The sequence below is a fragment of the Gemmatimonadaceae bacterium genome (genome assembly GCA_035533755.1).
GTDB lineage: Bacteria > Gemmatimonadota > Gemmatimonadetes > Gemmatimonadales > Gemmatimonadaceae > JAGWRI01.
Window position 1 is genome coordinate 25,292 of record DATLTC010000077.1, and the last position, 22,461, is coordinate 47,752.

The window sequence follows — 22,461 nt, forward strand, 5'->3', positions numbered from 1 at the left end:
CGTTCACGCGTTCACACGGCGCTCCAGCAATCCCCGACCATGGCGACAGTTTCCTCGATTTTCGAGACGATGGAGTATGGGCCGGCGCCCGAGAGCAGCGCGGAAGCGACGGCCTGGCTCGGCCGGCACGGCCGGGCGTTCGGGCATTTCATCGGCGGCAAGTGGACCAAGCCCGGCAAGACGTTCGACGTGATCGATCCGTCCACGGCCGAAGTGCTGGCCGGGGTGTCGCAGGGCAGCGCCCGTGATGTGGACGCCGCGGTGGCCGCCGCGCGGCGGGCGCTGCCGGCGTGGCAGGGACTGAGCGGTCATGCCCGGGCCCGGTTCCTGTACGCGCTGGCGCGCGAGGTACAGAAGAACTCGCGGTTGTTCGCGGTGCTCGAGAGCATGGACAACGGCAAGTCCATCCGGGAGACGCGCGACATCGACATCCCGCTGGTAGCGCGGCATTTCTACCATCATGCGGGCTGGGCGCAGTTGATGGAAACGGAGTTCGCCGGCTACGGCGCGGTGGGCGTGGTGGGGCAGATCATCCCGTGGAACTTTCCACTGCTCATGCTGGCGTGGAAGATCGCGCCGGCGATCGCTGCGGGAAACACCGTGGTGCTGAAGCCCGCGGAGTTCACGCCGCTCTCGGCGCTGCTGTTCGCCGAGGTGGCGGAGCAGGCGGGCATTCCGGCCGGCGTGATCAACGTCGTCACCGGCGACGGTGACACGGGGCGCGCGATCGTGGAGCATCCGGAGGTGGACAAGATCGCCTTCACGGGCTCCACCGAGGTGGGGCGGATCATCCGGCGTGCCACGGCCGGGAGCGGCAAGAAGCTGAGCCTCGAGTTGGGCGGGAAGAGTCCGTTCCTGGTGTACGAAGACGCCGACCTGGACAGTGTGGTGGAGGGCGTGGTGGACGCGATCTGGTTCAACCAGGGCCAGGTCTGCTGCGCGGGGTCGCGTCTGCTGGTGCAGGAGGGGATCGCCGACCGCCTGATCGCCAAGTTGCGGGCGCGGATGGAGACGCTGCGCCTGGGGTCGTCGTTGGACAAGGCGGTGGACATGGGGGCGATCGTCGCGCCGGTGCAATTGAAGCGGATTCGCCAACTCGTGGACCAGGGAATTGCCGAAGGGGCCACGATGTGGCAGCCATCGTGGGCGTGTCCCACGGAGGGTTACTTCTATCCGCCCACGCTGTTCACCGACGTGGAGCCGGCATCGACGATCGCGCAGGTGGAGATCTTCGGCCCCGTGCTCGTGGAGATGACGTTCCGGACGCCCGACGAGAGCGTGGCGCTGGCCAACAACACGCCCTACGGGTTGGCGGCGAGTGTCTGGACGGAGAACATCAACCTCGCGTTGGACATCGCGCCGAAGATCAAGGCGGGTGTCGTGTGGATCAACTCCACGAACATGTTCGACGCGTCGGCCGGGTTCGGCGGGTATCGCGAGAGCGGATTCGGCCGGGAGGGCGGGCGCGAGGGGATGTGGGAGTATCTCAAGGCCGAGTGGGAGCACCATGCGCCCGCGAAGGGCTCGGTGCGCAGGCGTGCCGCGTCGAGCGCGGGGCAGAGCGCCGAGACGCCGGCGCGCGGCGCGCTGCCGGCGATCGACCGGACGCCCAAACTGTTCATCGGCGGCAAGCAGGCGCGGCCGGATGCGGCCTACACGCGCCGGATCGTGGGCGCCGGTGGGCGCGTGGTGGGCGAAGTGGGAGAGGGCAACCGCAAGGACATCCGCAACGCGGTGGAGGCGGCCCACAAGGCGTGGACGGGCTGGGGCAAGGCCACGGGGCACCTGCGGGCGCAGGTCCTGTACTACATCGCCGAGAATCTCGCCGTGCGGGCCGACGAATTCGCGGCGCGCATCGACGCCATGACTGGCGTGGGCAAGCGCGCGGCGGGGCAGGAGGTGGAGGCCTCGATCTCGCGGCTGTTCACCTATGCGGCGTGGGCCGACAAGTACGACGGCGCGGTGCACAACGTGCCGATTCGCGGCGTGGCGCTGGCGATGAACGAGCCGATCGGCGTGATCGGCATGGCCTGTCCGGAGCCGCACCCGCTCCTCGGCCTCGTGTCGCTGGTGGCGCCGGCGGTCGCGACGGGGAACGCGGTGGTCGCGATCCCGTCGGAGCGCTTTCCGCTCTCGGCCACCGATTTCTACAGCGTGCTGGAAACGTCGGATGTGCCGGCGGGCGTGGTGAACATCGTCACCGGCGGCGCGCTGGCGCTGGCCAAGGTGCTGGCCGAGCACGACGATGTGGAAGCCATGTGGTATTTCGGTTCACGGGAAGGCGTGCAGACGGTGGAGCATGCCTCGGCGTCGAACATGAAGCGCACCTGGTGTTCATGGCGCGAGCGTGATTGGACCGACGGGAGCCAGGGCGAGGGACGCGAATTTCTGCGGGCGGCGACGCAGGTGAAGAACATCTGGATTCCGTATGGGGAGTAGGACGGTAGGGGCGTAGGACGGTAGGACGGATAACTGCGGAACGCGGTTATCTGTCCTACTCTCCTACCGTCCTACCGTCAATCAGCATTCCCGCCAGCTCCGCGGCATTCGTGGTGCCATAATTGGCATAGCAATTATTGAATACCAGGTGGATCTCCTCGGCGCGGTCGGCAAGCTCGGCGATGCGGGGAAGCCATTCGTCCAACTGCGCGGCGTCGTAGAGGTAGCGGAAGCGTTCGCTGACCTTGGCCACCGGACCTTCCCAGAATGCGGCGCGGCGGCCGTGGAAGCGCACGATGGCGAGGCGGTTGGTGACGGCGGTCGCCGGCGGCACGCTGCTCTCGAGTCCCTGCGGCTCGTCCACGCACACGTATGCCAAGCCGTTCCGCTGGAGCAGGGCGAGCGTGCGGTCGCGCGTGCCGTCGGCGAGCCAGTCGCGATGGCGGAACTCGACGGCCGCCGGGCGATCGCCGAGCCGGCGTCGGGCATCCTCGATGAGCGCGGCGCTGGCGCGCGAGGGGCGCACCCAGCGCGGATACTGCAGCAGGATGGCCCCCAACTTTCCGGCGGACCGGAGGGGCTCGAGGGCATCCAGAAACATGGTCCACGCCAGGTCGAGCAATTCGGGTGGAAGATCCTTGGCGTACAGGCGCGATTTCTCGCGTACCGAACCGGGCAGCGCCTCGCGGATCGCGTTGGGCAGGCGCGACGTCTCGGTGGGCTGGCCGGTCATGAGGGCGTGCGCCTTGATATTGAACAGGAAATGCTCGGGGGTGCGCTCGGCCCAGATGGCGCCCATGCGCCGGGCGGGGATCGCGTAGTAGGTGGAATCGACTTCGACGAGCGGGAAGCGCGAGGCGTAGTAGCGGAGCCGCGCTTCGGGCGTGGCGACGCCGTCGGGATAGAAGACGCCGGGCGCGACCATGGTGGGGTCGGTCCAACTGGCGGTGCCGATGCGGATGTGGGCGTCGTGCGCGGCGCGCAGCACCGGAATCTCGCCGGCGCCGGCGGCCTCACTCCGGCGCATCGCTTCGGCCGCGCCGGGATCGTGCGACGGTTCGTCGCTCATTCCGACGTGGCGCTGCTCGCTGTGGCTACGGCGGGCACGGCGAGTGGCGCATCGGGAGCATTCGCCGCGTCGGCGCGGGGCTCCATCTCGCCGGCGCGGCTCAGCGCCCGCCGGAAGAGGATCGGTCCCAGCGTCTCATTCACGGCGATGACCCCGATCACGGTGGACTGCATCGCGAGACCGACGTCCGGGAAGCGGTCGGCGACCAGCGTCGCCAGTCCGAGCGCCACGCCGGCCTGCGACACCAGCCCCATCCAGCCGTAGCGCCGCACCGGCTCCTCGGCCCCGGCCCACTGGGCGCCCAGTCCGGCGCCGATCACGATCCCGACGAGCCGTACCGCCGAGAGCACGAGAATGACGACGGCGAGCGGTGCCGCTTCACGAAGCTGCAGGTCGGCGCCGGCGAGCGCGAAGAAGATCACGAACACGGGATTGGCGGTCTGATGGAGGGCGTGCACGAGCGGTTCGGCGCGAACCGGCGCGACGTTCTCGATCAGGAAGCCGGCCACGACCAGGGTGAGCAGCAGCTCGAAGTCGAGCGCGCTGACGAGCGCGGCGGTGGCGAAGACCATCACCACGGCGAAGACCACGATCTCCCGCTTCACAAAACGCAGATAGAGCGTGAACAGCACACTGATCAACGCGCCGACGAGGAACGACCCGCTGATTTCCCAGACCAGGCCGCGGAGGATCGTCCACGCGTGGACCTGGCCGGCGGTGAAGCCGGCCTGGGCGAGACTGAGCGCGATGGTGAACAGGAAGATCACCACGACGTCGGCCACGAGCACCACCCCGAGCGTGGTCCGGGCGACGGGGCCGTTGGCCCTGGTCTCTCGCAACAGGGCGATGGTGACGATGGGGGAGTTGACGGTGAGCAGCGTGGCGAAGAGGAACGCGATGAGGAGCGTCTGGCGCGTGTCCAGGCCCGCGACGAACGGAACGAAGTCGCGACCGATCACCACCGCGGCGACGATCAACCCGAGCACGACCACGGTCTGCGTGCCCAGGATGGCGAGGATCTGTTTCCAGCGGTCGCGGATGTCGCTGAGCCGGAGTTCCGCGCCGGCGAGCAGACCGATGAGCCCGAGCGCCAGCCGGTTGGTCATCGAGAGGTCGCTCACCACCGAGGCGGGCACGAGCCCGCCGACCGACGGGCCGAGGGCCACGCCCGCCAGGAGGTACCCCAGGATTCTGGGCAGCCCCATCTCGTGCGCGAGGAGCCCGAGAGAATCGGCGGTGAGCAGCAGGAGGCCGAACATGAACAGCGAACGCGGCGCGATCACGCCCTCGGTGGGCACGCGGAGCGGTTCCATGAGCACCGCCCCGCCGATCAGCAGCAGGATGACCAGGATGCGGCGGATCACGTGACGGGCTCGTTGTCGGGCACGGGCTGGGCGGGCGTGGCGAATGGCGGACGTTCGATGAACCGGGCCGTCTCACTGGCGGCGATTCCCTCGAACACCAGCACGGACAGCAGCGCCGCGGTGAGCACCAGATTGGGGCGGAACGAGGGATATACCTGGCCGTAATTGAGCGCCAGAGCGACGCCGATGGCCCCCTGCGCGAGCAGCGCCCTGCCGAGCGCCGGGGCGCGGACGGCGCGATCGGCGGCCCACCGTCCCGCCACCCATCCGCCGACGTAGCGGGCCACCAGACGCACGCCGATGAACGCCGGGGCGAGGAACAACAGTCGCGGATCGGGCGCGGTCCACATGGCGCCGGCGAAGATGAGCAATGCGAGATACACCGGGCGTTCCGTGCTGAGCAGCAGTTGGCGCACATCCTCGTGGGCGCGTCCCGTATTGACGAGCACGAACCCGAGGATCATGCTCGTGTAGATCGGCGACAGATTCAGATAGTACGACGCACCGCTCGCGATCACGATCACCGCCGAGAGCGCGACGAACAGCTGGCTGCGATCGTCGGGGTTGCCGGTGGAGGGCGCCCGCCCCAGGAACAGGTGAAACAGGACGCCGCTCACGACGCCGACGGCGATGTTGATGACGGCCCATTCGGTGGCGGTCGGCGGACGGATGTAGGGGGCCACCGCGCCCTGGTGAAATACCGCCAGCACGAGTCCGAACGTGACGATGCCTACCAGGCCGTCGATTCGCGCCGTGAATTGCAGGACGGGCATCAGCGGATGGCCGGCCCACCTGGGTTGACTGGCGAACGCATCGATGGCCGCGGGCGCGCTGAGCGCGGCGATGGCGCTGAGGGTGGAGGCCAGCAGGGCCGCGGGTGCGATGGGCAGTCCCGCCAGATAGTGCAGCGCGGTGTACAGGAGTCCGAACGCGATCGCCAACGTGGTGATCGCCTCCGCGAACGCCGTGCGCGGCACGCCTTCCTCGAGCTTCATCAACTCCGGCAGCCGGAAGTAGGTGCCGAGCGACATGCCGAGCCAGCCCATGGCCAGACTGGCGATCGGGGTCAGACTCCGAACGGCCGTATCGCTGAGCAGTCCGGAGACCTTGGGTCCGAGCAGGAATCCGAGGATGACGTACTCCGCACCACCGGCGTATCCGAAGCGGACGCGCAGACGGTCGAACACGAAATACGCCAGGACGTATCCGACGCTCAGGACGGCGAGCGCGGCCAGCGTTGTTTGCACGCGGACGCCTCCGATTCATCGTGCACGGATTTTGTCAGACTAACCCCCGCCAAGTCCGGCGGCAACCGGCTCGCCGGGGGCCGCGAGCGGATCAGGCGTGGCGAGCGCGGCGAATACTCTCGAGAACCGGCTACTTGCGCGCCGCCAGCCGCTCGCGTTCGAGCAGCTTGGCCTTCACGTCGGCGCCCCAACGATAGCCGCCCAGTTCGCCGGAACTCTTCACCACGCGGTGGCACGGTACGGCGACCGCGACGGGATTCCGCGCGCATGCGCTGGCCACGGCGCGCACCGCGTTGGGGTTGCCGATGCTGCGCGCCACCTGGGCGTATGACCGGGTCTCGCCGAGTGGGATGCGCTGCAGGGCCTTCCATACCTTCCATTGAAACGCAGTGCCCTGAACGTCGAGTGGAACCGCGTGTGCGGCCGGCCGGCCGCGAGCCTGGTCGACGATCGTCGTCACCCACGCGTTGGCGCCGGCATGGATTCGCGCGATGACGGCGTTCGAGAAGTCGGCGCGCAGCACGCGTTCGAGCGCGTCGTCACTGGCGCCCAGCTCCACGGCGCACACGCCTTCGTCGGTGAAGGCGACGAGCAGCCGTCCCAGTGGCACGGCGACCGTGGTGAATCGGATCTGGCGGCCGGTGGCCTTGCGCCGGAACACGGCGGGGGTCATGCCAGCGCGGACTTCACGGCGGCCGTACACGCGGCTGCTCGATCCATAACCGGCTTCATAGGTGGCGCGACTCACGGTATCTCCGGCGCGGAGCCGCTCCACGAAGCGGCGTTTGCGCAACGCGTCCTGGTATTCGCGCGGCGAGATGCCGACGGTCTGTTTGAAGCCGCGTTGCAGGTGAGAAGGACTGAGCGCGGTCTCCACGGCGAGTTCGCCGAGCGTGACGCGGCGATCGGCGTGGGCCTCGAGGTATGCGATGGCGCGCGCGATCGCGGCCTGCATGCGCGATGGCTGCTCCGAGCCAGGCCGGCAGCGCTTGCAGGGACGAAAGCCGGCGGTGCGCGCGGACTCGGCGTCGGCGAAGAACCGCACGCGATCTCGCCGCGGCTGCCGCGATGGGCACGACGGCCGGCAGAACACGCCGGTGGACGAGACGCCGTACACGAAACGGCCGTCGAAGCGCGTGTCGCGCTCGACGACGGCGCGCCACGCGGTGGCGGCGGATGGGATGCGGGGGGCGGAGGGCGGCGTTCTGGTCACGCGACTGAAACTAGGGCGCCGGGCGGGGCGCGCTATCCGAAGCTTGCGCGCCAATCGAATCGTCCTACGGTCTGCGCACGAGCAGCCACACGATGAACCCCGACAATCCGGCGAGCAAGCCGACGAGGATCAGGATGCCGTCGGTGATCGCGAATCCGGCGGCGCACGCGGCGAGCCCGGAACATGCGTTGAGCAGCGCTACGGCTCCCGGCGCTTCCGCGCGGTCGATCGGGATCAGGAGCAGGATGCCGAATACGAAGGCGAGGGCAATGGTCGTGTAGAACACCCACGCGGTGGGCGGATAGACGATCAGGTATACGAGCATCCCGAGGATGAACGCGCCGAGCGACCCGGTGATGAACTCCCGGCGGCGGTACGCGACGGGTCCCGACGTGACCCGTGCGCGGAGTTTCCCGATGGCGACGAGGGTGCCTGCGACGGTCACGGTGCCGAGCAGGACCTCGAAGCCGATGGCGGCCATCTCGACGCGCGAGATGAACTGGCCCGACGTGATGTCGGCGTGGTATCCGATGAGGCCGTCGAGCGCCCTGGCAAAGGCGATCAACGTGAGCGCGAGGGCGATTCGCCGCGGTGTGGACGTCATCGATGTCGCATGAGCTGAAGGAGACGGGCGGAAGGAATCCCACGGCGAGTCGCACCGCTGCAAACTCGACACACGCGATGTCGGGCGCCAGATCCGCGCGATGCTGGGCGCGCCGCGGTATGTGGCGCGCGGATCGGACGCAAGCAGGGAATCGGAGGAATTCCGTCGTCTTCGGTCCGACGATTTCTTCGGTTTTCGCCGACAGTGGGTGGCGGGATGTGCTGCTTGATCAGGAACTCCCTATTGGCGGGTGCATCATGTTATAGTTCGTGCGCCTACCCGTCCTGCCGCCGGTACCCTCGGCGGTGCTCAACGCGAGATGACGGTGGTCTGTCGCCGGCTCCGGCCGGTTGTGCCCGGAGCCGATCCAGGTCCGGGGCTCTGCCGACGGGCGTGGGCAGTCGGTGTCTTCCAGCCTGGTTGGCGGGGGACGAGGCGAGCGGCGCGGCCGGCGAAGGACCGGCCATGCCCACCAGCACCGGATCGATGGAGCGTTTGATGTCACTGAAAGTCGCGGTACTGAAAGAGACCCGGGCCGGCGAGCGGCGTGTGGCCATGGTGCCGGCCGTCGTCGACAAGCTGGTGAAGCTCGGCGCCGAGGTTCGGTTGCAGGCCGACGCGGGCGCGGCGGTGAGCCTGCCGGACAACGCCTACCGGAACGTCACCATCGCCACGGATGTGTCGAGCCTGGTCGGTGATGCGGACCTCGTGCTGGCCGTGCAGCCGCCGTCGCTCGAGGTCGCGCGCGCGATGAAGGAAGGCGCCGTCCTGATCTCGTTCGTGTACGCCCACCGGGAGCCCGAGCTCGTGAAGCTGCTCCGCGACCGGCGGATCACCTGCTTCGCCATGGAGCTGGTGCCGCGGATCACGCGCGCGCAGGCGATGGACGCGCTGTCGAGCCAGGCGGCGCTGGCCGGATATTACGCCGTGCTCCTGGCCGGCACCGAACTTCCGCGCATTTTGCCGCGAATGACGACGGCCACCGGCGCGTTGCGGCCGGCGACCGTGCTCGTGATCGGGCTGGGCGTGGCCGGGCTGCAGTCGATCGCGACCGCGCGGCGCCTGGGCGCGGTGGTCGAGGGGTACGACGTGCGGCCCGAGACGCGCGAAGAGGCGGCGTCGCTGGGCGCGAAGTTCGTGGACACCGGCGTGGACGCGCGCGGCGAAGGCGGCTATGCGCGCGAGCTGACGGCGGAGGAGAAGGAGAAGGTGGCGGCGGCGCTGACGCGGCACATCCAGCAAGCGGACGTGGTGATCACCACCGCCGCGGTGCCGGGCCGGCCCGCGCCGAAGCTCATCAGCAAGGCGCAGGTGGACGGCATGAAGAACGGCGCGGTGATCATCGATCTGGCGGCCGAGGGTGGCGGAAACTGCGAATACACGAAACCGGGCGAGACGATCCGGATCGGACAGATCACGATCGCCGCACCGCTGAACGTGCCGTCGCTGCTCGGGGAACACGCGAGCGAACTCTACGCCAAGAACGTGCTGAACCTCCTGGAGTTGCTGGTCAAGGACCAGGCGCTCGCGCCGGATTGGGAGGATGAGGTCGTGGCGAAGACGGCGTTGACGCATGCGGGCAAGATCACGAACGAAGCGGCCCGAGCGGCCGTGGAATCGGCTTAGCGCACGGAGACAGCTTCATGAACGTGGAAACGGGGATCGTCGGGTTCGTCGCGCTGTACATCTTCATGCTCGCGGCATTCACCGGCTACGAGGTGATCGGGAAGGTGCCGGCCATCCTGCACACGCCGCTGATGTCGGGTTCCAACTTCGTGCACGGCATCGTCGTGGTGGGCGCGATGTATGCCCTGCTCAACGCCAGTTCGACGCCAGAACAGGTGATCGGATTCATCGGCGTGTTCCTCGGAGCGGCCAACGCGGCCGGGGGCTACGTGGTGACGGAGCGCATGCTGGAGATGTTCAAGTCCAGCGGTCCCGCCAAACACTAAGGACGCGACCATGAACCCAGTCTGGATCATCCAAGCGACCGACTTCCTGGCCGCGTTCCTGTTCATCTACGGCCTCAAGCGGATGTCGTCGCCGGTGACGGCGCGATCGGGCATTCGCGTGGCCGGCTACGGCATGCTGCTCGCGACGCTGGCCGGCTTCCTCTACGTGTTCGGCATCAGCGACGCGGCGGCGCCGCACCTGGCGGCGAACCTCGGGCTGACGCTGCTGGCGCTGCTGGTGGGCGTGGGTTGGGCATGGCGCAGCGGCAAGCGCGTGGCCCTCACGGACATGCCGCAGATGGTGGCGCTCTACAACGGCATGGGCGGCGGCGCGGCGGGCGCGATCGCGGCCGTGGAACTGCTCCGCGGCAGACCCGACAGCGCCACGCACCTGGCGGTCACGCTCGTGGGCGCCGTGATCGGGTCGGTGTCGTTCTCGGGGTCGCTCGTGGCATGGGCCAAGCTCGACGGACGCATCAACAAGCCGTGGCGCGTGAACGGCCAGCACCTGTACAACGCCTTCGCACTGCTGGTCACGCTGGGCGTGGGCATCGCGGTGGCCGTCGGCGTGGCGGGTGTGCCGACGCACGTGCTGATCGCCGTCTTCTTCGGCCTGGCGCTGCTCTACGGGGTGATGGCGACGATGCCGATCGGCGGCGCCGACATGCCGGTGGTGATCTCACTCTACAACGCGCTGACGGGCCTGGCCGTGGGGCTCGACGGCTTCGTGCTGCAGAGCCCCGCGCTGATGATCGCCGGCATGGTGGTGGGATCGGCCGGCACGCTGCTGACGCTGCTGATGGCGCGGGCGATGAACCGCTCGGTGAGCAACGTGCTGTTCAGCAACTTCGGCGACGTCAGCCTGGAGCATCACGGCGAGATCAAGGGGCGGATGAAGCCGGTGGAAGCGAGCGACGCCGGCGTGGCCATGCGGTACGCGGGCAAGGTGATCATCGTGCCGGGCTATGGCCTGGCGGCGGCGCAGGCGCAACAGAAGTTGTATGAGTTCGTGAAGGCGCTGCAGGCCGCCGGCGTCGAGGTGAAGTTCGCCATCCACCCGGTGGCGGGCCGCATGCCGGGCCACATGGACGTTCTGCTGGCCGAGGCGGGCGTGCCGTATGATCTCATCGCCGAGCTCGACGAAGTGAACGATGAGTTCTCCAGCACGGATGTGGCGTTGGTCATCGGCGCGAACGACGTCGTGAATCCGGCGGCGCGCACGGACAAGACGTCGCCCATCTACGGGATGCCGATCCTCAACGTCGATTACGCCCACCAGGTCTACGTGATCAAGCGCGGCCAGGGCAAGGGCTACGCCGGGGTGGAGAACGAACTGTTCTACGCCGATAACTGCAACATGATCTATGGCGACGCCCGCGCGGTGCTGGTGAAGATGCTCCAGGCGGTGAAGGATCTGGGCGAGGAAGGCGCGGAGTCGGCGGCGTAGCAGCGCCGCCCGCGCGGCACTGACCTCAGGCCCAGCCCATCCGCTCGCGGAGAGCGGTGATGTGCGCCACGTGATGGCGCCCGTGCCAGGCGTAGAGCGCGACCATCGTGTCGAGGGACATCGGCGCACCCGGACGTTCGGGGTGCACGAGCGTGCGCGCGAACTCGGCCGGCGTCATGGCGCGCAGCAGCGACACCCACCGCGCATGCAGCGCCTCGAGCAGCGCCAGCGACTCGGCGACGAGTGGTCCCTTGGCATCGGGCAACTCGGCCCAGCGAGCCTCGTCGTACGGCTTGATGGTGGGCTGCTCCTCGGTGAGCGCCAGCCGGAACCGCACGTACGAGTTGAGATGGCTGTCCGGGACGTGGTGCACGACCTGCCGCACCGTCCAGCCTTCGGGGCGATACGGTGTATCGAGCTGGGTGCCGGACAGGCCTCGGACGGCGGCGCGGAGGGCGGCCGGCGTCGCGGCGATGGTGTCGATCAGCGCGCTGCGCTCCGGCGGGGTGAGTTGCGCGGGGCGTTCGAACCGTCCAATCGGGTAGCGGAGATCCATGGAATGCCTCAGTTCATGGTCACGGGGGAGCTCAGCGTGAGCGTGAGCGCGGAACCCTCCGGCAGGCAGGCCTGATAGCTCTGCTGCGCCTTGGCCACGACCGCACCGGTGGCCGCGCCGGCCGCGGCGCCAATCACCGTGGACTTGGTGTTGCGGCCGAAGATCTGGCCGAGAATGGCGCCGGCAATCGCGCCGCCCACGACCTTTTCCTTGTCCGAAGGGCCGGTGGATGGCGCCTCGACCCGCTGCGGCGGCGTGGTGGATACGATGTCCCCGGTGGCGGGATAGGCGACGCCGCCGACGTAGATGGCGGCGGGCTTGAACACGATCCCGCCGCCGTCGGGCGAGTCTGCCGGTCCCACCTGCGCCACCTCGAGCACGACACGCGATCCGGCGGGAACCATCGCGCCGCCGGACCCGGTGACAGGACTGGTCACCGTGGCCACCAGCTTGTCGCCCACCTTGTTGGTGCCCGTGCAGACGCGCATTCCCGAAGTGAGCGCGAGTTGCGTGCCGGTGTCGATGACTCTGGCGATGGGGGCCGGCGCCGGCGCCGCGCCAACGATGACCGTCGAATCCGGCTGTTGGGCCGGCTGCGTGTCTGGCGGCGGCGCCGCGACGGTGGCCGCCGGCTGTGGTGCCGAGGCCGGCGTGCTCGCGGATGCCGGCGGTGGGGCGGGCTGCGGCTGCGCCTGGTTGGCTACGGCGGTGTCCTGGAGGGCCGGCTGGCCATTCATCTGCCCAGCCAAGGCTAGATCGTGCGAGAGGTCCGAATCGGCACGTTCGGCGGTTCGGCGATCGGAGCAGGCCGTGGCAGTCATCACTGCGCCGGCCAAGGCTATCGCGCGAAAAAGGCTGGAAGATGGCATGGGCATGGGGCGGTCCTCGATGACGCGGGCGATGCAGGCTGTGGAATGATACACATCCCGTGGCTCGGCGTTCTCCGTCAGGAGGCGCGGCGGTCCGACCGGTGGTGGTGCGCGGGCCAGAGCTCGGTTTGCGGGAGCTCTTCATCGAGGCGGCTGCGCACACGCGCCGCGACGTCGTCGATCGCGTCCGGATCGGCGACGAGGTCGTACTCGCGCACGTCGAGGCGCAGCACCGGACAGTGGTGGAACCCGGCGATCCACCGCTCGTAGCGGCCGTGGAGGGCGCGCCAGTATTCCGGATCCGTGTCTCGCTCCTTGGGACGGCCGCGGGTGGCGATGCGCTCGACGATCGTCTCGAGCGGTCCGTGCAGGTAAAGGAGGAGGCGGGGTGGGCGCGCGGCGGGTGCGTGCAGCAGTTCGGCGTAGAGCTGCTGGTAGAGCCGCCATTCGTCGGGGCTCATGAGGTCCTGCTCGAACAGGCCGCGGGCGAACACCTCGGCGTCCTCATACCAGGTGCGGTCGAGCACCCAGCTGCCGCCGGTACCGACGATGCGGCGCATGGCGGCGAATCGCGTGGCGAGAAAGTGGAGCTGGAGGTGCATGCCATAGGCACGCATGCCGTCGGGGCCCGCGTAGAACCGGTCGAGCCAGGGGTTCTCGTCATCCACGCTCTCGAGGGCCAATTGCAGGCCGAAGCGGGACGCGAGGGCGCGCGCGAGGGTCGTCTTGCCGGACCCCACCATGCCTGCTACACCGAGCAACATGGAGGAAAGGTAGTGAGCGCCGGCGACGGGCGGAGGGGGCGCGACCAGCGACCCCTCCGCCGCGCGTTACAGCGTGAGGAAGGCGGCCTTCCAGAGGTCGGGATCCGAATCTTCCTGATACAGCTTGTCCAGATCCACCGTGACGTTGCCGCCGTTCTTCTGCACGGCGAAGCGGTCCATGCTGCGCGTGGCGCGCCCGTCGATGAACACGCCGTCGGCCGTGTATTCGGAGTGGTGCTTGGGACAATGGAATTCCTGGTCCGCCGGGTCCCACCGCAGGGCGGTGTTCTGGTGCGGACAGGCCAGCGAGAACGCGAACAGCTTGCCTTGGGTGCGCGCGATGATGACCGATTGGTCCTGATCGATGTTGACGCTGTCGGTGCCGGGGATGGCGTAGCTCTTGAGCTGGTCGCCGCTGTGCACGGCGCGGATGAACCGCGTCTCGAGCGCGGCGGCGTTGGCGGGCAATGCGCCCAGCGCGACGAGGGTGCCGGCCACCATGACCGCGGCGTCGCGCAGGAACTGCCGGCGTCCTCCCACCGCGCAGCCTGCACACGCGTCGTCGACGCCGCCGGGAACGTGCTTCGTATCCATCACTCCATTCTCCAGAATGCGCATTACATGTTCGCCAGGATGATGCCGGCGAGTGAGATGGTGAACCAGAGGCCGATGCTCGCGAGCGCGGTGCGCCGCAGCGTGGCCCAACGCTCGACGCCATTGGCCGTGCCCTCGCGCAACCCGCGTTCGGTGCGCTGCATGACGTAGCCGTTGACGAGGAGCGCGACGATCAGCGCCATCTTGGTCCAGAACACCCAGGAACCGAAAAACGTCTTGACGTCGGCGGCGAACAGCAGCAGTCCCGAGATTGCCGAAACGGCGAGCCCGCCGATCACCCACGCGTGCACGGTACCCATGTCCTCGAGGTGCAGGGCGCGCACCGAGTCGCCGGCCTTGATGGCGCGGAACGTGTCACGGTCGGTGGACAGGGCGAAGCCGCCGGCCAGCACGAGCGCGCCAACGTGGAGGAAGGTGACCACCGTGGGCACCACCTTGGAACGGTCGTAGAACTCGGCCCAGGGCTTCAGCAGGTGTACCACCAACTCGGGTGCGGCGAGAATCATAGGGAGAGGTGTTGGGTCCGGGTCTGCACTGAGGCGCCGGGTGGATGGAGCGGCACGAGCCGGGCGGCTCGCGCGACGTTGGATAACGCGTGGAGGTCCGGAATCGTTCGCGGGTCGTGCGCGTGGCGTGTCACGACGTCACGACCCGATGGTCAGCAGGTCGGTGGTCGCGTCATAGGAGGTGCTGTACTGCGTGAGGGCCCGGTTGGCGGGCCCGCGCGTGACCTGGCCACTGCTGTTGAACGACGCCCCGTGGCAGGGGCAGTAGAACGCGTTGCTCTGCAGGACGGTGAGGCAGCCCTGGTGGGTGCAGACCATGGAGTAGGCGGCGAAGGTGGCGGCTCCGGTTCGTTTGACGGCGCGGTAGCTGTCCACCTGGACGAGTCGGCCGACGGTGGCGAGCCCGGCGTAGTTGCCGACCTTGAAGCCCGGTGCCGTATTGCCGCCCGATGAGCCGTTGCCGTTGGGAACCGTCACGGCCGTGGGCCCGATCTGCCCGTTGCCGCATCCGACGACGACCGCGGCGGCCGCGGCGGCGAGCGCCGATTTGGCGAGAAACTCCCGCCGGCTCACGCAATCCTCACATCCCATGGGTGCTCCCGGTGTCATGCATCATGTGTGACGTCCACGCGGCGGCCGCCGAGCGGACCGCGCGTCAATGATTGAAGAAGGTCATCATCAGACTGCTGGCGAGGGTGAGGCCCATCGCCGAGATCGTGATCGTGCGGTGCAACTGGCGTTTGGCGAGGCTGTTCTGGGCCTGCGTGGCCACCGTGCTCCCGGCGTAGCTGAACGCCCCGTCGGCGATCAGCATCGTGAGCGTGTGCACGATACGCATGGTCCGGTGATCGGGAACGTTTCGCGAGTCCCAGAGGTTCCAGAGACCGGTGACCGTATTGACGGCGAACACGCCGACGAGCGCCGTGGCGAACACGCGATGTCCGGTGATCGCCCAGGTGGGCGCGTTGCGCGACTCGGCCCACAGGCGCCGGCCAAAGACGTACTCGCCGGCGAACAGCGGGTAGATGGCGTAGCTCATGTCGCGGTGGATCGCGAGGCGCGAGTAGTACGCGTCGCTGAGTTCGATGGCGCGGGGACGCGGCCTCCGGCGCACCGTGTCGCGCGGCGCCGGGACGACGAACGGCGCCGCGGGCTGCGAGTCTCTCACCGGGACCGGGTTCGGCGGCGTGGTGTCGGCGAACGCGCCCGTGGATAACGTCAGTGCGAGGACGGCGTGAACGAGCATCGGAGCCCAGGACGGAGGGATGTCAGCGGCCGCGCAGCGCGCGCGCGACCGACGCCATGACGAGGGTGCGGGACAGTACCCCCCACCCGGAATGTTTGATCCATCACCTAATCTATGCCCCGGCCGCCGTTCGGGTTCCCGGGAGGGGACGCGAACGGCCCGCCGGCGGGGCTGCGATGCCGGGACGGGTGGGCGCGCGGCCTGGGCAGGCCGTGGACAATGCGGTACCGACACCGTAATTCGCAGCGTATGCAGATCGCACTGTCGGGGTCGTCGGGATTTCTGGGGCGCCATCTCGAGCGCCGTCTGGAGGATGCCGGGCACGTGGTGCGGCGCCTGGTGCGCACGGCCGATGCGCGCGACGGCATCGTGTGGAACCCCGAGGCCGGCGGGCTCGATCCGGCGGCCCTGTCGGGCATCGACGTGGTGGTTCATCTGGCCGGCGAGCCGATCGCGCAGCGGTGGACGCGGGAGCGCAAGCGTCGCATTCGCGAGAGCCGGGTGCGGGGCACGGAGACGATCGCGCGGGCGATGGTCGGCGCGCGCGATCGTCCGCGCGTGCTGTTGTCGGGCTCGGCGGTGGGGATCTACGGTGATCGCGGGGACGAGGTGCTGGACGAGCGCAGCGGGCGGGGCAAGGACTTCCTGGCCGCAGTGGCCACGGAGTGGGAGCGGGCCACCGATCCGGCGCGCGACGTGGGCGTGCGCGTGGTGCAGCTTCGGACCGGGTTGGTGCTGGCGGAGGATGGCGGCGCGCTGGCCAAGATGCTGCCGCTGTTCCGGGCCGGCGTGGGGGGGCCGATCGGGACGGGGCGGCAGTGGATGAGTTGGATCACGCGGGAGGATTTCGTGCGGGCGGTGCTGTTCCTGCTCGGCGCGGAGGAGGCGGCAGGGCCGGTGAACGTGGTGGGGCCGCATCCGGCGCGCAACGCGGAATTCGCGCGGCTCCTGGGGCGCGCATTGCACCGGCCGGCGGTGCTGCCGGTGCCGGCCGTGGCCCTGAGGCTGGCATTCGGGGAGATGGCGCAGAGCACGCTGCTCGCCAGCCAGCGGGCGCTGCCGCGGCGTCTGGGAGAGCTGGGGTTCCAGTTCCGGTTCCCGCTGCTCGCCGACGGGCTGGCGTTCGAATTGGGGCGGACGGTCTAGCCGATCAGCGCGTCGAGGCGGTCGCTGAACACGCGGCTGGCCGAGAGCCGCGTGCCGTCGTCGAGGATCACCACGTATTCCCCGTGCAGCCAGGGCTGCAGCTCGCGGATGCGGTCGACGTTGACGATGGCCGATCGGTGGATGCGGACGAAGACGGCGGGGTCGAGCCGCGTCTCCATGTTCTTCATGCTCTGGCGGAGCACGTGCGCGCTGCCGCGGACGTGCAGCCGCACGTAGTTGCCGGCGGCCTCCACCCATTCGATCTCCTCCTGGCGGAGGAAGAGCAGGCGGCGTTCGGAGCGCACGACGATGCGAGAGCGCTGGCGTTCGGCGCGCAGCAGTTCGAACACCGTGCGGGCGATGGAATCGACGCGGGACGGCGCGGTGCCGGCCCGGTCGCGGTTTGAAACGTCGGGACGGAGCGCGTCGCCGTGTGGATCATCCTCGGCAAGGCTCAGCAGTCGGGTGGATTCCGTCATGGGACAGTTCCGCAAGGGTGAAGGGATGCGGGGCGCGAGACACGGGCCTCAGGCACTTAGACACCGTTCCCTACGGATTGGTAGCCGTTCTGGTGTCCGTAATCTGTAAAGACATGGTGAACGATACCCGGCGTTGGTCGGAGGCCGCGGTGCGGAACGACGAACGCCCGCGACGCGAGGTCGCGGGCGTTCCACGTGCATCTGGACCGAGGTGCGCTCAGGGGCCCGGGGTGAGGCTCTGGAACAGCGAGACAACGTTGAAGCCCACGGGATTGAGCTCGAAGTACCGGTTATCCTGGAACCTGCCCGTGGTGGGGAAGTACGGGGGCGGGTTCACCGCGGCGCAGCGGTCATAGCTGTATTGTTTGATGTACCCCTGGCCGGAACTGTAACCCACGGGGCCGCGGTCCTGCTGGATCAGCCCGCCGGTCAGGTATAGGCAGCCGCGGCCGTCGGAGTTGCCGGCACACGTCTGGCCGCTGCTCGGACCGGTGGTGTAGTTCTGCACCATGAACGACGTGTTGAGCGCCATGAGCACGCCCTGGATGTACAGGTCATGCGAATCGTCGAACGACTTGTACGACCCCGTGAAGCTCTGCGGGGTGTTGATGGCGTTGTCGGCCACGACGATGTTGTTGTCGGCGAGCAGACCGAGGATGTCGGCGCAGGTGCCGAGGGCTGGATCGTCGGCGTCTCGCATGTCGTCGAGGATCACGATCGTGCCGCCCTTGGCATACATGGTTTCCCGCCCGCGGAGCGTGCCGCTGACGCCTACCGTGCCGGCGAAGGTGACGACGCCCTTGACGTTGATGTTGTATCCGCGGTAGAGCGGGAACAGATACTTGGCGTCGACGCGCCTGGCGGAGACGGCCGCGTTGGGCGAGTTGGAATAGAGCGACCATGCGCCATACTGGTCTTTGGGCGTGAACGTCGTATCGCTGCCGCCCTTCTGGATGGCGTTGGTGGTGTAGTTGGATCCGGTGCCGGGGTCGAGGATGCTCGTGGTGCGCGCCACGGCCACGAGGTGCGGATCGCCGCCGAGATAGCAGCGGGCATTGGCATGCCCCATGATCGTGGAGGCGGACGCCGAGCCTTCGCTGTTGGCCTGCGTGGAGTTCATCGTGCCGCCGTTCGCAGTCAACATCGCGCTCTTGAACCAGGTGGTGTTGTGCACGGAGATCGGGAAGAACACGCTCACGCCGTTGACCACATGCCAGTCGCCGCAGTTCTTGGTCTCGTTGGCAGCGTCACCGCGCAGCCACGCGGTCTGGCCAGAGTTCGCGGTGTACACGCGGAAGAAGCCATCCTGGATGGCCAGTGAATCGCCGGTGCCCATGATGTCGGTGGCCACGAACTCGACGCGCTGTCGGACCGTGGTCTCATCGCCGCTGGTGGGTGGAGTGAACGCATACCCGGCAAGGCCGGCGTATCCCGTGAGGCTGGCGAGATTGGCCGTGGAAGGCAGCGAGATCTTTGGGGCGTTCTGGTGATACCCCATGAGGAACGTGCCGTAGCCGATGCCGCTGATGGTCTGGGCCGTGCTGACGTCGCTATGGAACTTGGCGCCGCCGCTTCCGATGTGGATGACGTCGTTGGAATAGACGGGTCCCCAGAGTTCGTCGCCGCTGTTGAAGTAGATGGTCACTCCGCCGCAGCAGGTCTCGGAGTTGGTGTAGTAGGCGAACTTGGCGAAGCTCTCCTGATCCAATTCGAGTCGCCGGACGAACCCCGAGCCGCGGTTGTCCACGGCCTGGGCAACCACGCTGGCGAACCGGCCGAACTGGCCGGTGGTGGATCCCGTGGGGCCCACCCAGACGTTGACGCTCACGTTGGGCAGCGTCGTGCCGTCGGCCGCGTACACCGGCTGGTTGGTGATGATCTGAGTCTCTCCGCTGTCGGGGAGCGAGGCGGGATCGTAGTTGAGCCGGCTCTTGCCAATCTGCAGCGCGGCTTCGGCCGCGTACCGCATCTCCGTTTGCCGGTCGGTGGCCTTGGCCATGAGCGTGGCGTTGGACGAGAGCACGATGGCCGAGGTGGCGAGCGCCCCGATGGCCAGCGTGAACATGAGCGCCAGGCCCAGCGCGAAGCCGGGCCGATTCCGGGCGCCATGTGAGGGGCGGAGCCGGGTGTGCGCCAACCGGGCGCGCGAGGTGGTACGATGTGAGCGCATAGGATTCCTTCCTCTCATGGCACGACGATCGTGCCGGTCGCGCCGATGGGCGAGCTGGATGGCGTGCAGTCCTGCGCCGACACGCCGTAGACCCAATTGTCGCCGGAGGCCACGTTGTTGTCGGTCCACGAATACGTCGCCGACCCGGCCGGAACACTGGCCACGGGTTGGTTGAACGTCGGAATGCCAGGGGGGCGTCGGTAGATCGCGTAGCTCTCCACGTCCTTCTCGCCGCCGCCGTCGTCGCCCGACGCCGGCCACGTGAGGGTGATGAAGGGCGTGGACGCGCCGGCCGTCGAGGTGGTGTAGCTGACGGTCACGCCGAGCGGGGGATTGCCGCACGTGGTGGCATTCACGAGGCCGGCGTTGAGAATGCGGAGCGTGCTGCGGATGGTCCGCGTCACGATGCTGGTTGGCTGTTTCGGGTCATGATACACGGCGACGAGCTTCAGCTTCACCATCGTGACGCTGTCCACCAGCGCGAACTTGCCGGTGTCGGAGATGGCCCCGTGAATCGTGGCCTTGTGGTACAGCGGGAGCGACGACATGGGAATCGCCGTGAGCTTGCCCGTGGTGTCTTCCTTGAAGAACTGGAAGACCGTGTCCCCGGCCGTGTATTGGATGCCCCGGGCGATGATCTGCGGCGCCGTGGCGTTCACCCGCCGGTACAGGTTGTACTGGTTGCTGTAGCTCGAGGTGGTGTCCTTTCCGAGGTAGTAGGCGATCGTTTCGGCGCCGCTCACCGTGCCGCTCGGCTGCACGTACGTGGAGTTGGGGTAGAAGACCGACATGCCCGGGAGGAGGAGCTTGTTGACGGACTTCATGGCGGACACCGAATTGGAATCGGCATTGGTGTCCACGTACACGGCGCCGACGTCGCCCAGTGTGCGCGAGATGAGGTCGACGTTGAACACGATGGCGGTGGTGTCGGCTTCCACGAGCAGTGGTTGGCCGGCCACCGTACCCACGCCGGCGACCCGCAGGTCACGGTCCAGGGTGGTGACCGCGAAGCGGGCGTTCTGCTGCGCCTCGAGGCGTCCGCCCTGGGCGCCGAGCAGATTCGAACTCTTGCGGAAGGTCTGCACCGTGGTGGCCATGATGACCATCAGCAGCATCATGGCGACGATGACTTCGACCAGGGTGAAGCCGCGGCGGGCCTGGAGTCGGGGCGACATATGGGTTCCCTAGAAGGCCGCGATGGCGGTGGTCTTTTTCACCGGCGCCGACATCACCGGATCGGTGACGATGACGGTGACGATGCGGTAGTCCACGGAATCGGCAACGCCGCCACCGACGTGCTTGACCAGTGTCTGGCGCTTGAAGCCGACATAGTCCGGGGATCCGGCGATCGTGGACTCGGTGATCGCGCAGGTGTCGATGGACGCGTAGTTGGTGATCGACTTGATGCTCTCGATCCGATTGGTGACGAGTTCGGTGGCGGTGCCGAGGAGTCGCGAGTCACTCGTGGCGTGCGCCATCCGGGACACGAACAGGGCGAGACCGAGGAGCGCGGCCGTGAGGATGACGAGGGCCACGAGGACCTCGGCGAGCGAGAAGCCCGCGCGAGCCCGGAGGGCGCGTGAATTACGTGCAGGCTGACGGGACAACATGACGCGTGAGGCGTGATCGTCGTCTCCCAACAGGGAGACTACGTGTGTACGGTTGCGCGTCGCGTTGAAGAGAGCCATAACGAAAGGTCGAAATGAGGAGCCAATACTTCGAGCGGTTCGGACCGCGGGTCATTGGTGCTACGAAGATCTGATCACGAGGGTAACGCCTCAGGTGATCCTGGCCATCACGACACAGGCATAGACCATCACATTGTGTGATATTCGGCCTTGCTGGTGATGGTCATCTGCCCCTACCGTAGAGGCGAACTCCGGGCGAACGGCCCGGGGGATGCCGATTCAACCACGCCGATGTGGGGGTCGTTTGGGCGTAATTGCCACGCTGTTGCCGCAGGCGGGACATCTGCAACGCCTGCGCGCCGCCATTCGCGACCGACACGAACTGGTGCCGTGCGCGACATGGGACGCGTTGGCGGAGGCGTGCGAGATGCAGCCGGTGCGTATTGCGGTGGTGGATTTGTACGCGACCGGCGAGGCGAACTTCGAGCGCATCCGGCAGCTCAAGCAGCGATGGCCAGGGCTGTCGCTGCTCACGTATTCCACGATCACGCTCGACCGAATCCACGACGTATTCGATGCCGGTCGTCTGGGCATGGATGCGCTCATCGTCGCGGACCACGACGACACCCCTCGGCAGATCCTATCACGGGTCGAGCGGGCGGAGTCCCGGAGCCTGGGCGGGGAGGTACGCCTGGCGCTGGGCGAAGTGGACGTGAGCGTACGTGATGCCGTGCTTTTGGTGATCACGCGGGCTCATGAACGTTTGTCGCCGGAGGGGTTGGCGCGGTTCCTGGCGCTTCCGCGGCGGACGATGAGCCACCGTCTGGCAGCGGCCGGCTACCCGCCGCCGCGGCGGCTACTCACCTGGGGGCGGCTGATCGTTGCGGCGAGAATGCTCGAGGACCCGCATCGGACGGCCGATCGGGTGGCGGCCAGCCTGGGGTTCCCGTCGGGAAGCGCGTTTCGAAACGTATGTCAACGGTATCTGCATTCCACCCCCGGGGACATCCGTCGCCGGGGCGGCGCGGCGTTCGTGCTGCGCGCCATGCTGCGCCAGGTGCGTCAGGCCAACGCGTCGCCGCAGGTGTCGCGCAGCGGCCTGCGGTCGCCGGCGCTGGCGCTCTGAATGGCTCCTCGCATAGTACAG

General features: G+C 68.1%; 22 protein-coding genes. 6 read left to right on the plus strand and 16 right to left on the minus strand.

From position 1 onward, the window contains the following. Positions 1-39 precede the first annotated feature (39 nt). Positions 40-2,439, plus strand: a complete 2,400-nt coding sequence (locus tag VNE60_11465) for an aldehyde dehydrogenase family protein (protein HVB32136.1) — start codon at positions 40-42, stop codon at positions 2,437-2,439. A gap of 55 nt (positions 2,440-2,494) precedes the next feature. Here the strand turns inward: VNE60_11465 and VNE60_11470 are convergent, their stop codons facing one another. From VNE60_11470 to VNE60_11490, 5 genes are all read right to left on the minus strand, one after another. Beyond that, complete coding sequence (locus VNE60_11470) at positions 2,495-3,508, minus strand: DUF72 domain-containing protein (protein ID HVB32137.1); 1,014 nt, start codon at positions 3,506-3,508, stop codon at positions 2,495-2,497. Next, positions 3,505-4,872: a cation:proton antiporter gene (locus VNE60_11475; GenBank protein ID HVB32138.1), complete on the minus strand. Its 1,368-nt coding sequence runs from the start codon at positions 4,870-4,872 to the stop codon at positions 3,505-3,507. Before VNE60_11475 ends, VNE60_11470 begins: the two co-directional genes overlap by 4 nt. After that, on the minus strand, positions 4,869-6,119 hold the full coding sequence (locus VNE60_11480; GenBank protein HVB32139.1) for a hypothetical protein: 1,251 nt from the start codon (positions 6,117-6,119) through the stop codon (positions 4,869-4,871). Before VNE60_11480 ends, VNE60_11475 begins: the two co-directional genes overlap by 4 nt. A 130-nt stretch (positions 6,120-6,249) precedes the next feature. Beyond that, a complete protein-coding gene (ada, locus tag VNE60_11485) occupies positions 6,250-7,332 on the minus strand; it encodes a bifunctional DNA-binding transcriptional regulator/O6-methylguanine-DNA methyltransferase Ada (protein HVB32140.1) in 1,083 nt (360 codons plus the stop codon). A 64-nt stretch (positions 7,333-7,396) separates the two neighbouring features. Continuing rightward, on the minus strand, positions 7,397-8,008 hold the full coding sequence (locus VNE60_11490; GenBank protein HVB32141.1) for an NAD(P)(+) transhydrogenase (Re/Si-specific) subunit beta: 612 nt from the start codon (positions 8,006-8,008) through the stop codon (positions 7,397-7,399). Positions 8,009-8,434: 426 nt separating this feature from the next. Between VNE60_11490 and VNE60_11495 the strand changes: the two genes are divergently transcribed. The 3 genes from VNE60_11495 to VNE60_11505 are packed head-to-tail and all read left to right on the plus strand — an operon-like array spanning position 8,435 to position 11,335. Beyond that, positions 8,435-9,562: an NAD(P) transhydrogenase subunit alpha gene (locus VNE60_11495; protein ID HVB32142.1), complete on the plus strand. Its 1,128-nt coding sequence runs from the start codon at positions 8,435-8,437 to the stop codon at positions 9,560-9,562. A gap of 17 nt (positions 9,563-9,579) precedes the next feature. After that, positions 9,580-9,888: an NAD(P) transhydrogenase subunit alpha gene (locus tag VNE60_11500; GenBank protein ID HVB32143.1), complete on the plus strand. Its 309-nt coding sequence runs from the start codon at positions 9,580-9,582 to the stop codon at positions 9,886-9,888. A 10-nt stretch (positions 9,889-9,898) separates the two neighbouring features. Further along, positions 9,899-11,335, plus strand: coding sequence for an NAD(P)(+) transhydrogenase (Re/Si-specific) subunit beta (locus VNE60_11505; protein ID HVB32144.1), 1,437 nt, complete (start codon positions 9,899-9,901; stop codon positions 11,333-11,335). 25 nt (positions 11,336-11,360) lie between these two features. Here the strand turns inward: VNE60_11505 and VNE60_11510 are convergent, their stop codons facing one another. The 7 genes from VNE60_11510 to VNE60_11540 all read right to left on the minus strand — a co-directional run bounded on the left by VNE60_11510 (position 11,361) and on the right by VNE60_11540 (position 15,813). Beyond that, on the minus strand, positions 11,361-11,891 hold the full coding sequence (locus tag VNE60_11510; GenBank protein HVB32145.1) for a putative metal-dependent hydrolase: 531 nt from the start codon (positions 11,889-11,891) through the stop codon (positions 11,361-11,363). Positions 11,892-11,899: 8 nt separating this feature from the next. Further along, positions 11,900-12,640 (minus strand): glycine zipper 2TM domain-containing protein, encoded by a 741-nt coding sequence (locus VNE60_11515; GenBank protein ID HVB32146.1) that lies wholly within the window; start codon positions 12,638-12,640, stop codon positions 11,900-11,902. 197 nt (positions 12,641-12,837) lie between these two features. Further along, positions 12,838-13,524 carry a deoxynucleoside kinase gene (locus VNE60_11520; GenBank protein ID HVB32147.1) on the minus strand — a complete coding sequence of 229 codons (687 nt, stop codon included), beginning with the start codon at positions 13,522-13,524 and terminating at the stop codon, positions 12,838-12,840. A gap of 66 nt (positions 13,525-13,590) precedes the next feature. After that, positions 13,591-14,118, minus strand: coding sequence for a Rieske (2Fe-2S) protein (locus VNE60_11525; protein HVB32148.1), 528 nt, complete (start codon positions 14,116-14,118; stop codon positions 13,591-13,593). 23 nt (positions 14,119-14,141) lie between these two features. Beyond that, a complete protein-coding gene (locus tag VNE60_11530; protein ID HVB32149.1) occupies positions 14,142-14,645 on the minus strand; it encodes a DUF6644 family protein in 504 nt (167 codons plus the stop codon). A gap of 138 nt (positions 14,646-14,783) precedes the next feature. Then, on the minus strand, positions 14,784-15,236 hold the full coding sequence (locus VNE60_11535; GenBank protein ID HVB32150.1) for a Rieske 2Fe-2S domain-containing protein: 453 nt from the start codon (positions 15,234-15,236) through the stop codon (positions 14,784-14,786). 64 nt (positions 15,237-15,300) lie between these two features. Further along, positions 15,301-15,813: a hypothetical protein gene (locus tag VNE60_11540; GenBank protein HVB32151.1), complete on the minus strand. Its 513-nt coding sequence runs from the start codon at positions 15,811-15,813 to the stop codon at positions 15,301-15,303. Between the two features lie 327 nt (positions 15,814-16,140). Between VNE60_11540 and VNE60_11545 the strand changes: the two genes are divergently transcribed. Next, a complete protein-coding gene (locus VNE60_11545; GenBank protein ID HVB32152.1) occupies positions 16,141-17,037 on the plus strand; it encodes a TIGR01777 family oxidoreductase in 897 nt (298 codons plus the stop codon). Here the strand turns inward: VNE60_11545 and VNE60_11550 are convergent. The 4 genes from VNE60_11550 to VNE60_11565 form a co-directional block, all read right to left on the minus strand. Further along, positions 17,034-17,516, minus strand: a complete 483-nt coding sequence (locus VNE60_11550) for a LytTR family DNA-binding domain-containing protein (protein ID HVB32153.1) — start codon at positions 17,514-17,516, stop codon at positions 17,034-17,036. The two genes, VNE60_11545 and VNE60_11550, sit on opposite strands and share 4 nt — an antisense overlap. A gap of 217 nt (positions 17,517-17,733) precedes the next feature. Beyond that, on the minus strand, positions 17,734-19,686 hold the full coding sequence (locus tag VNE60_11555; GenBank protein HVB32154.1) for a hypothetical protein: 1,953 nt from the start codon (positions 19,684-19,686) through the stop codon (positions 17,734-17,736). A 14-nt stretch (positions 19,687-19,700) separates the two neighbouring features. Continuing rightward, a complete protein-coding gene (locus VNE60_11560) occupies positions 19,701-20,861 on the minus strand; it encodes a prepilin-type N-terminal cleavage/methylation domain-containing protein (GenBank protein HVB32155.1) in 1,161 nt (386 codons plus the stop codon). A 9-nt stretch (positions 20,862-20,870) separates the two neighbouring features. Continuing rightward, positions 20,871-21,221, minus strand: a complete 351-nt coding sequence (locus VNE60_11565; GenBank protein ID HVB32156.1) for a hypothetical protein — start codon at positions 21,219-21,221, stop codon at positions 20,871-20,873. A 397-nt stretch (positions 21,222-21,618) separates the two neighbouring features. Between VNE60_11565 and VNE60_11570 the strand changes: the two genes are divergently transcribed. After that, positions 21,619-22,440 carry a helix-turn-helix domain-containing protein gene (locus tag VNE60_11570; GenBank protein ID HVB32157.1) on the plus strand — a complete coding sequence of 274 codons (822 nt, stop codon included), beginning with the start codon at positions 21,619-21,621 and terminating at the stop codon, positions 22,438-22,440. Positions 22,441-22,461: the final 21 nt, after the last annotated feature.

Excerpts from the sequence above, each read along its gene's own strand:
- VNE60_11465 (HVB32136.1), top strand. The coding sequence starts at position 40 with ATGGCGACAGTTTCCTCGATTTTCGAGACGATGGAGTATGGGCCGGCG.
- VNE60_11470 (HVB32137.1), bottom strand. The coding sequence starts at position 3,508 with ATGAGCGACGAACCGTCGCACGATCCCGGCGCGGCCGAAGCGATGCGC.
- VNE60_11495 (HVB32142.1), top strand. The coding sequence starts at position 8,435 with ATGTCACTGAAAGTCGCGGTACTGAAAGAGACCCGGGCCGGCGAGCGG.
- VNE60_11500 (HVB32143.1), top strand. The coding sequence starts at position 9,580 with ATGAACGTGGAAACGGGGATCGTCGGGTTCGTCGCGCTGTACATCTTC.
- VNE60_11505 (HVB32144.1), top strand. The coding sequence starts at position 9,899 with ATGAACCCAGTCTGGATCATCCAAGCGACCGACTTCCTGGCCGCGTTC.
- VNE60_11510 (HVB32145.1), bottom strand. The coding sequence starts at position 11,891 with ATGGATCTCCGCTACCCGATTGGACGGTTCGAACGCCCCGCGCAACTC.
- VNE60_11520 (HVB32147.1), bottom strand. The coding sequence starts at position 13,524 with ATGTTGCTCGGTGTAGCAGGCATGGTGGGGTCCGGCAAGACGACCCTC.
- VNE60_11525 (HVB32148.1), bottom strand. The coding sequence starts at position 14,118 with ATGGATACGAAGCACGTTCCCGGCGGCGTCGACGACGCGTGTGCAGGC.
- VNE60_11530 (HVB32149.1), bottom strand. The coding sequence starts at position 14,645 with ATGATTCTCGCCGCACCCGAGTTGGTGGTACACCTGCTGAAGCCCTGG.
- VNE60_11535 (HVB32150.1), bottom strand. The coding sequence starts at position 15,236 with ATGGGATGTGAGGATTGCGTGAGCCGGCGGGAGTTTCTCGCCAAATCG.
- VNE60_11545 (HVB32152.1), top strand. The coding sequence starts at position 16,141 with ATGCAGATCGCACTGTCGGGGTCGTCGGGATTTCTGGGGCGCCATCTC.
- VNE60_11550 (HVB32153.1), bottom strand. The coding sequence starts at position 17,516 with ATGACGGAATCCACCCGACTGCTGAGCCTTGCCGAGGATGATCCACAC.
- VNE60_11555 (HVB32154.1), bottom strand. The coding sequence starts at position 19,686 with ATGCGCTCACATCGTACCACCTCGCGCGCCCGGTTGGCGCACACCCGG.
- VNE60_11560 (HVB32155.1), bottom strand. The coding sequence starts at position 20,861 with ATGTCGCCCCGACTCCAGGCCCGCCGCGGCTTCACCCTGGTCGAAGTC.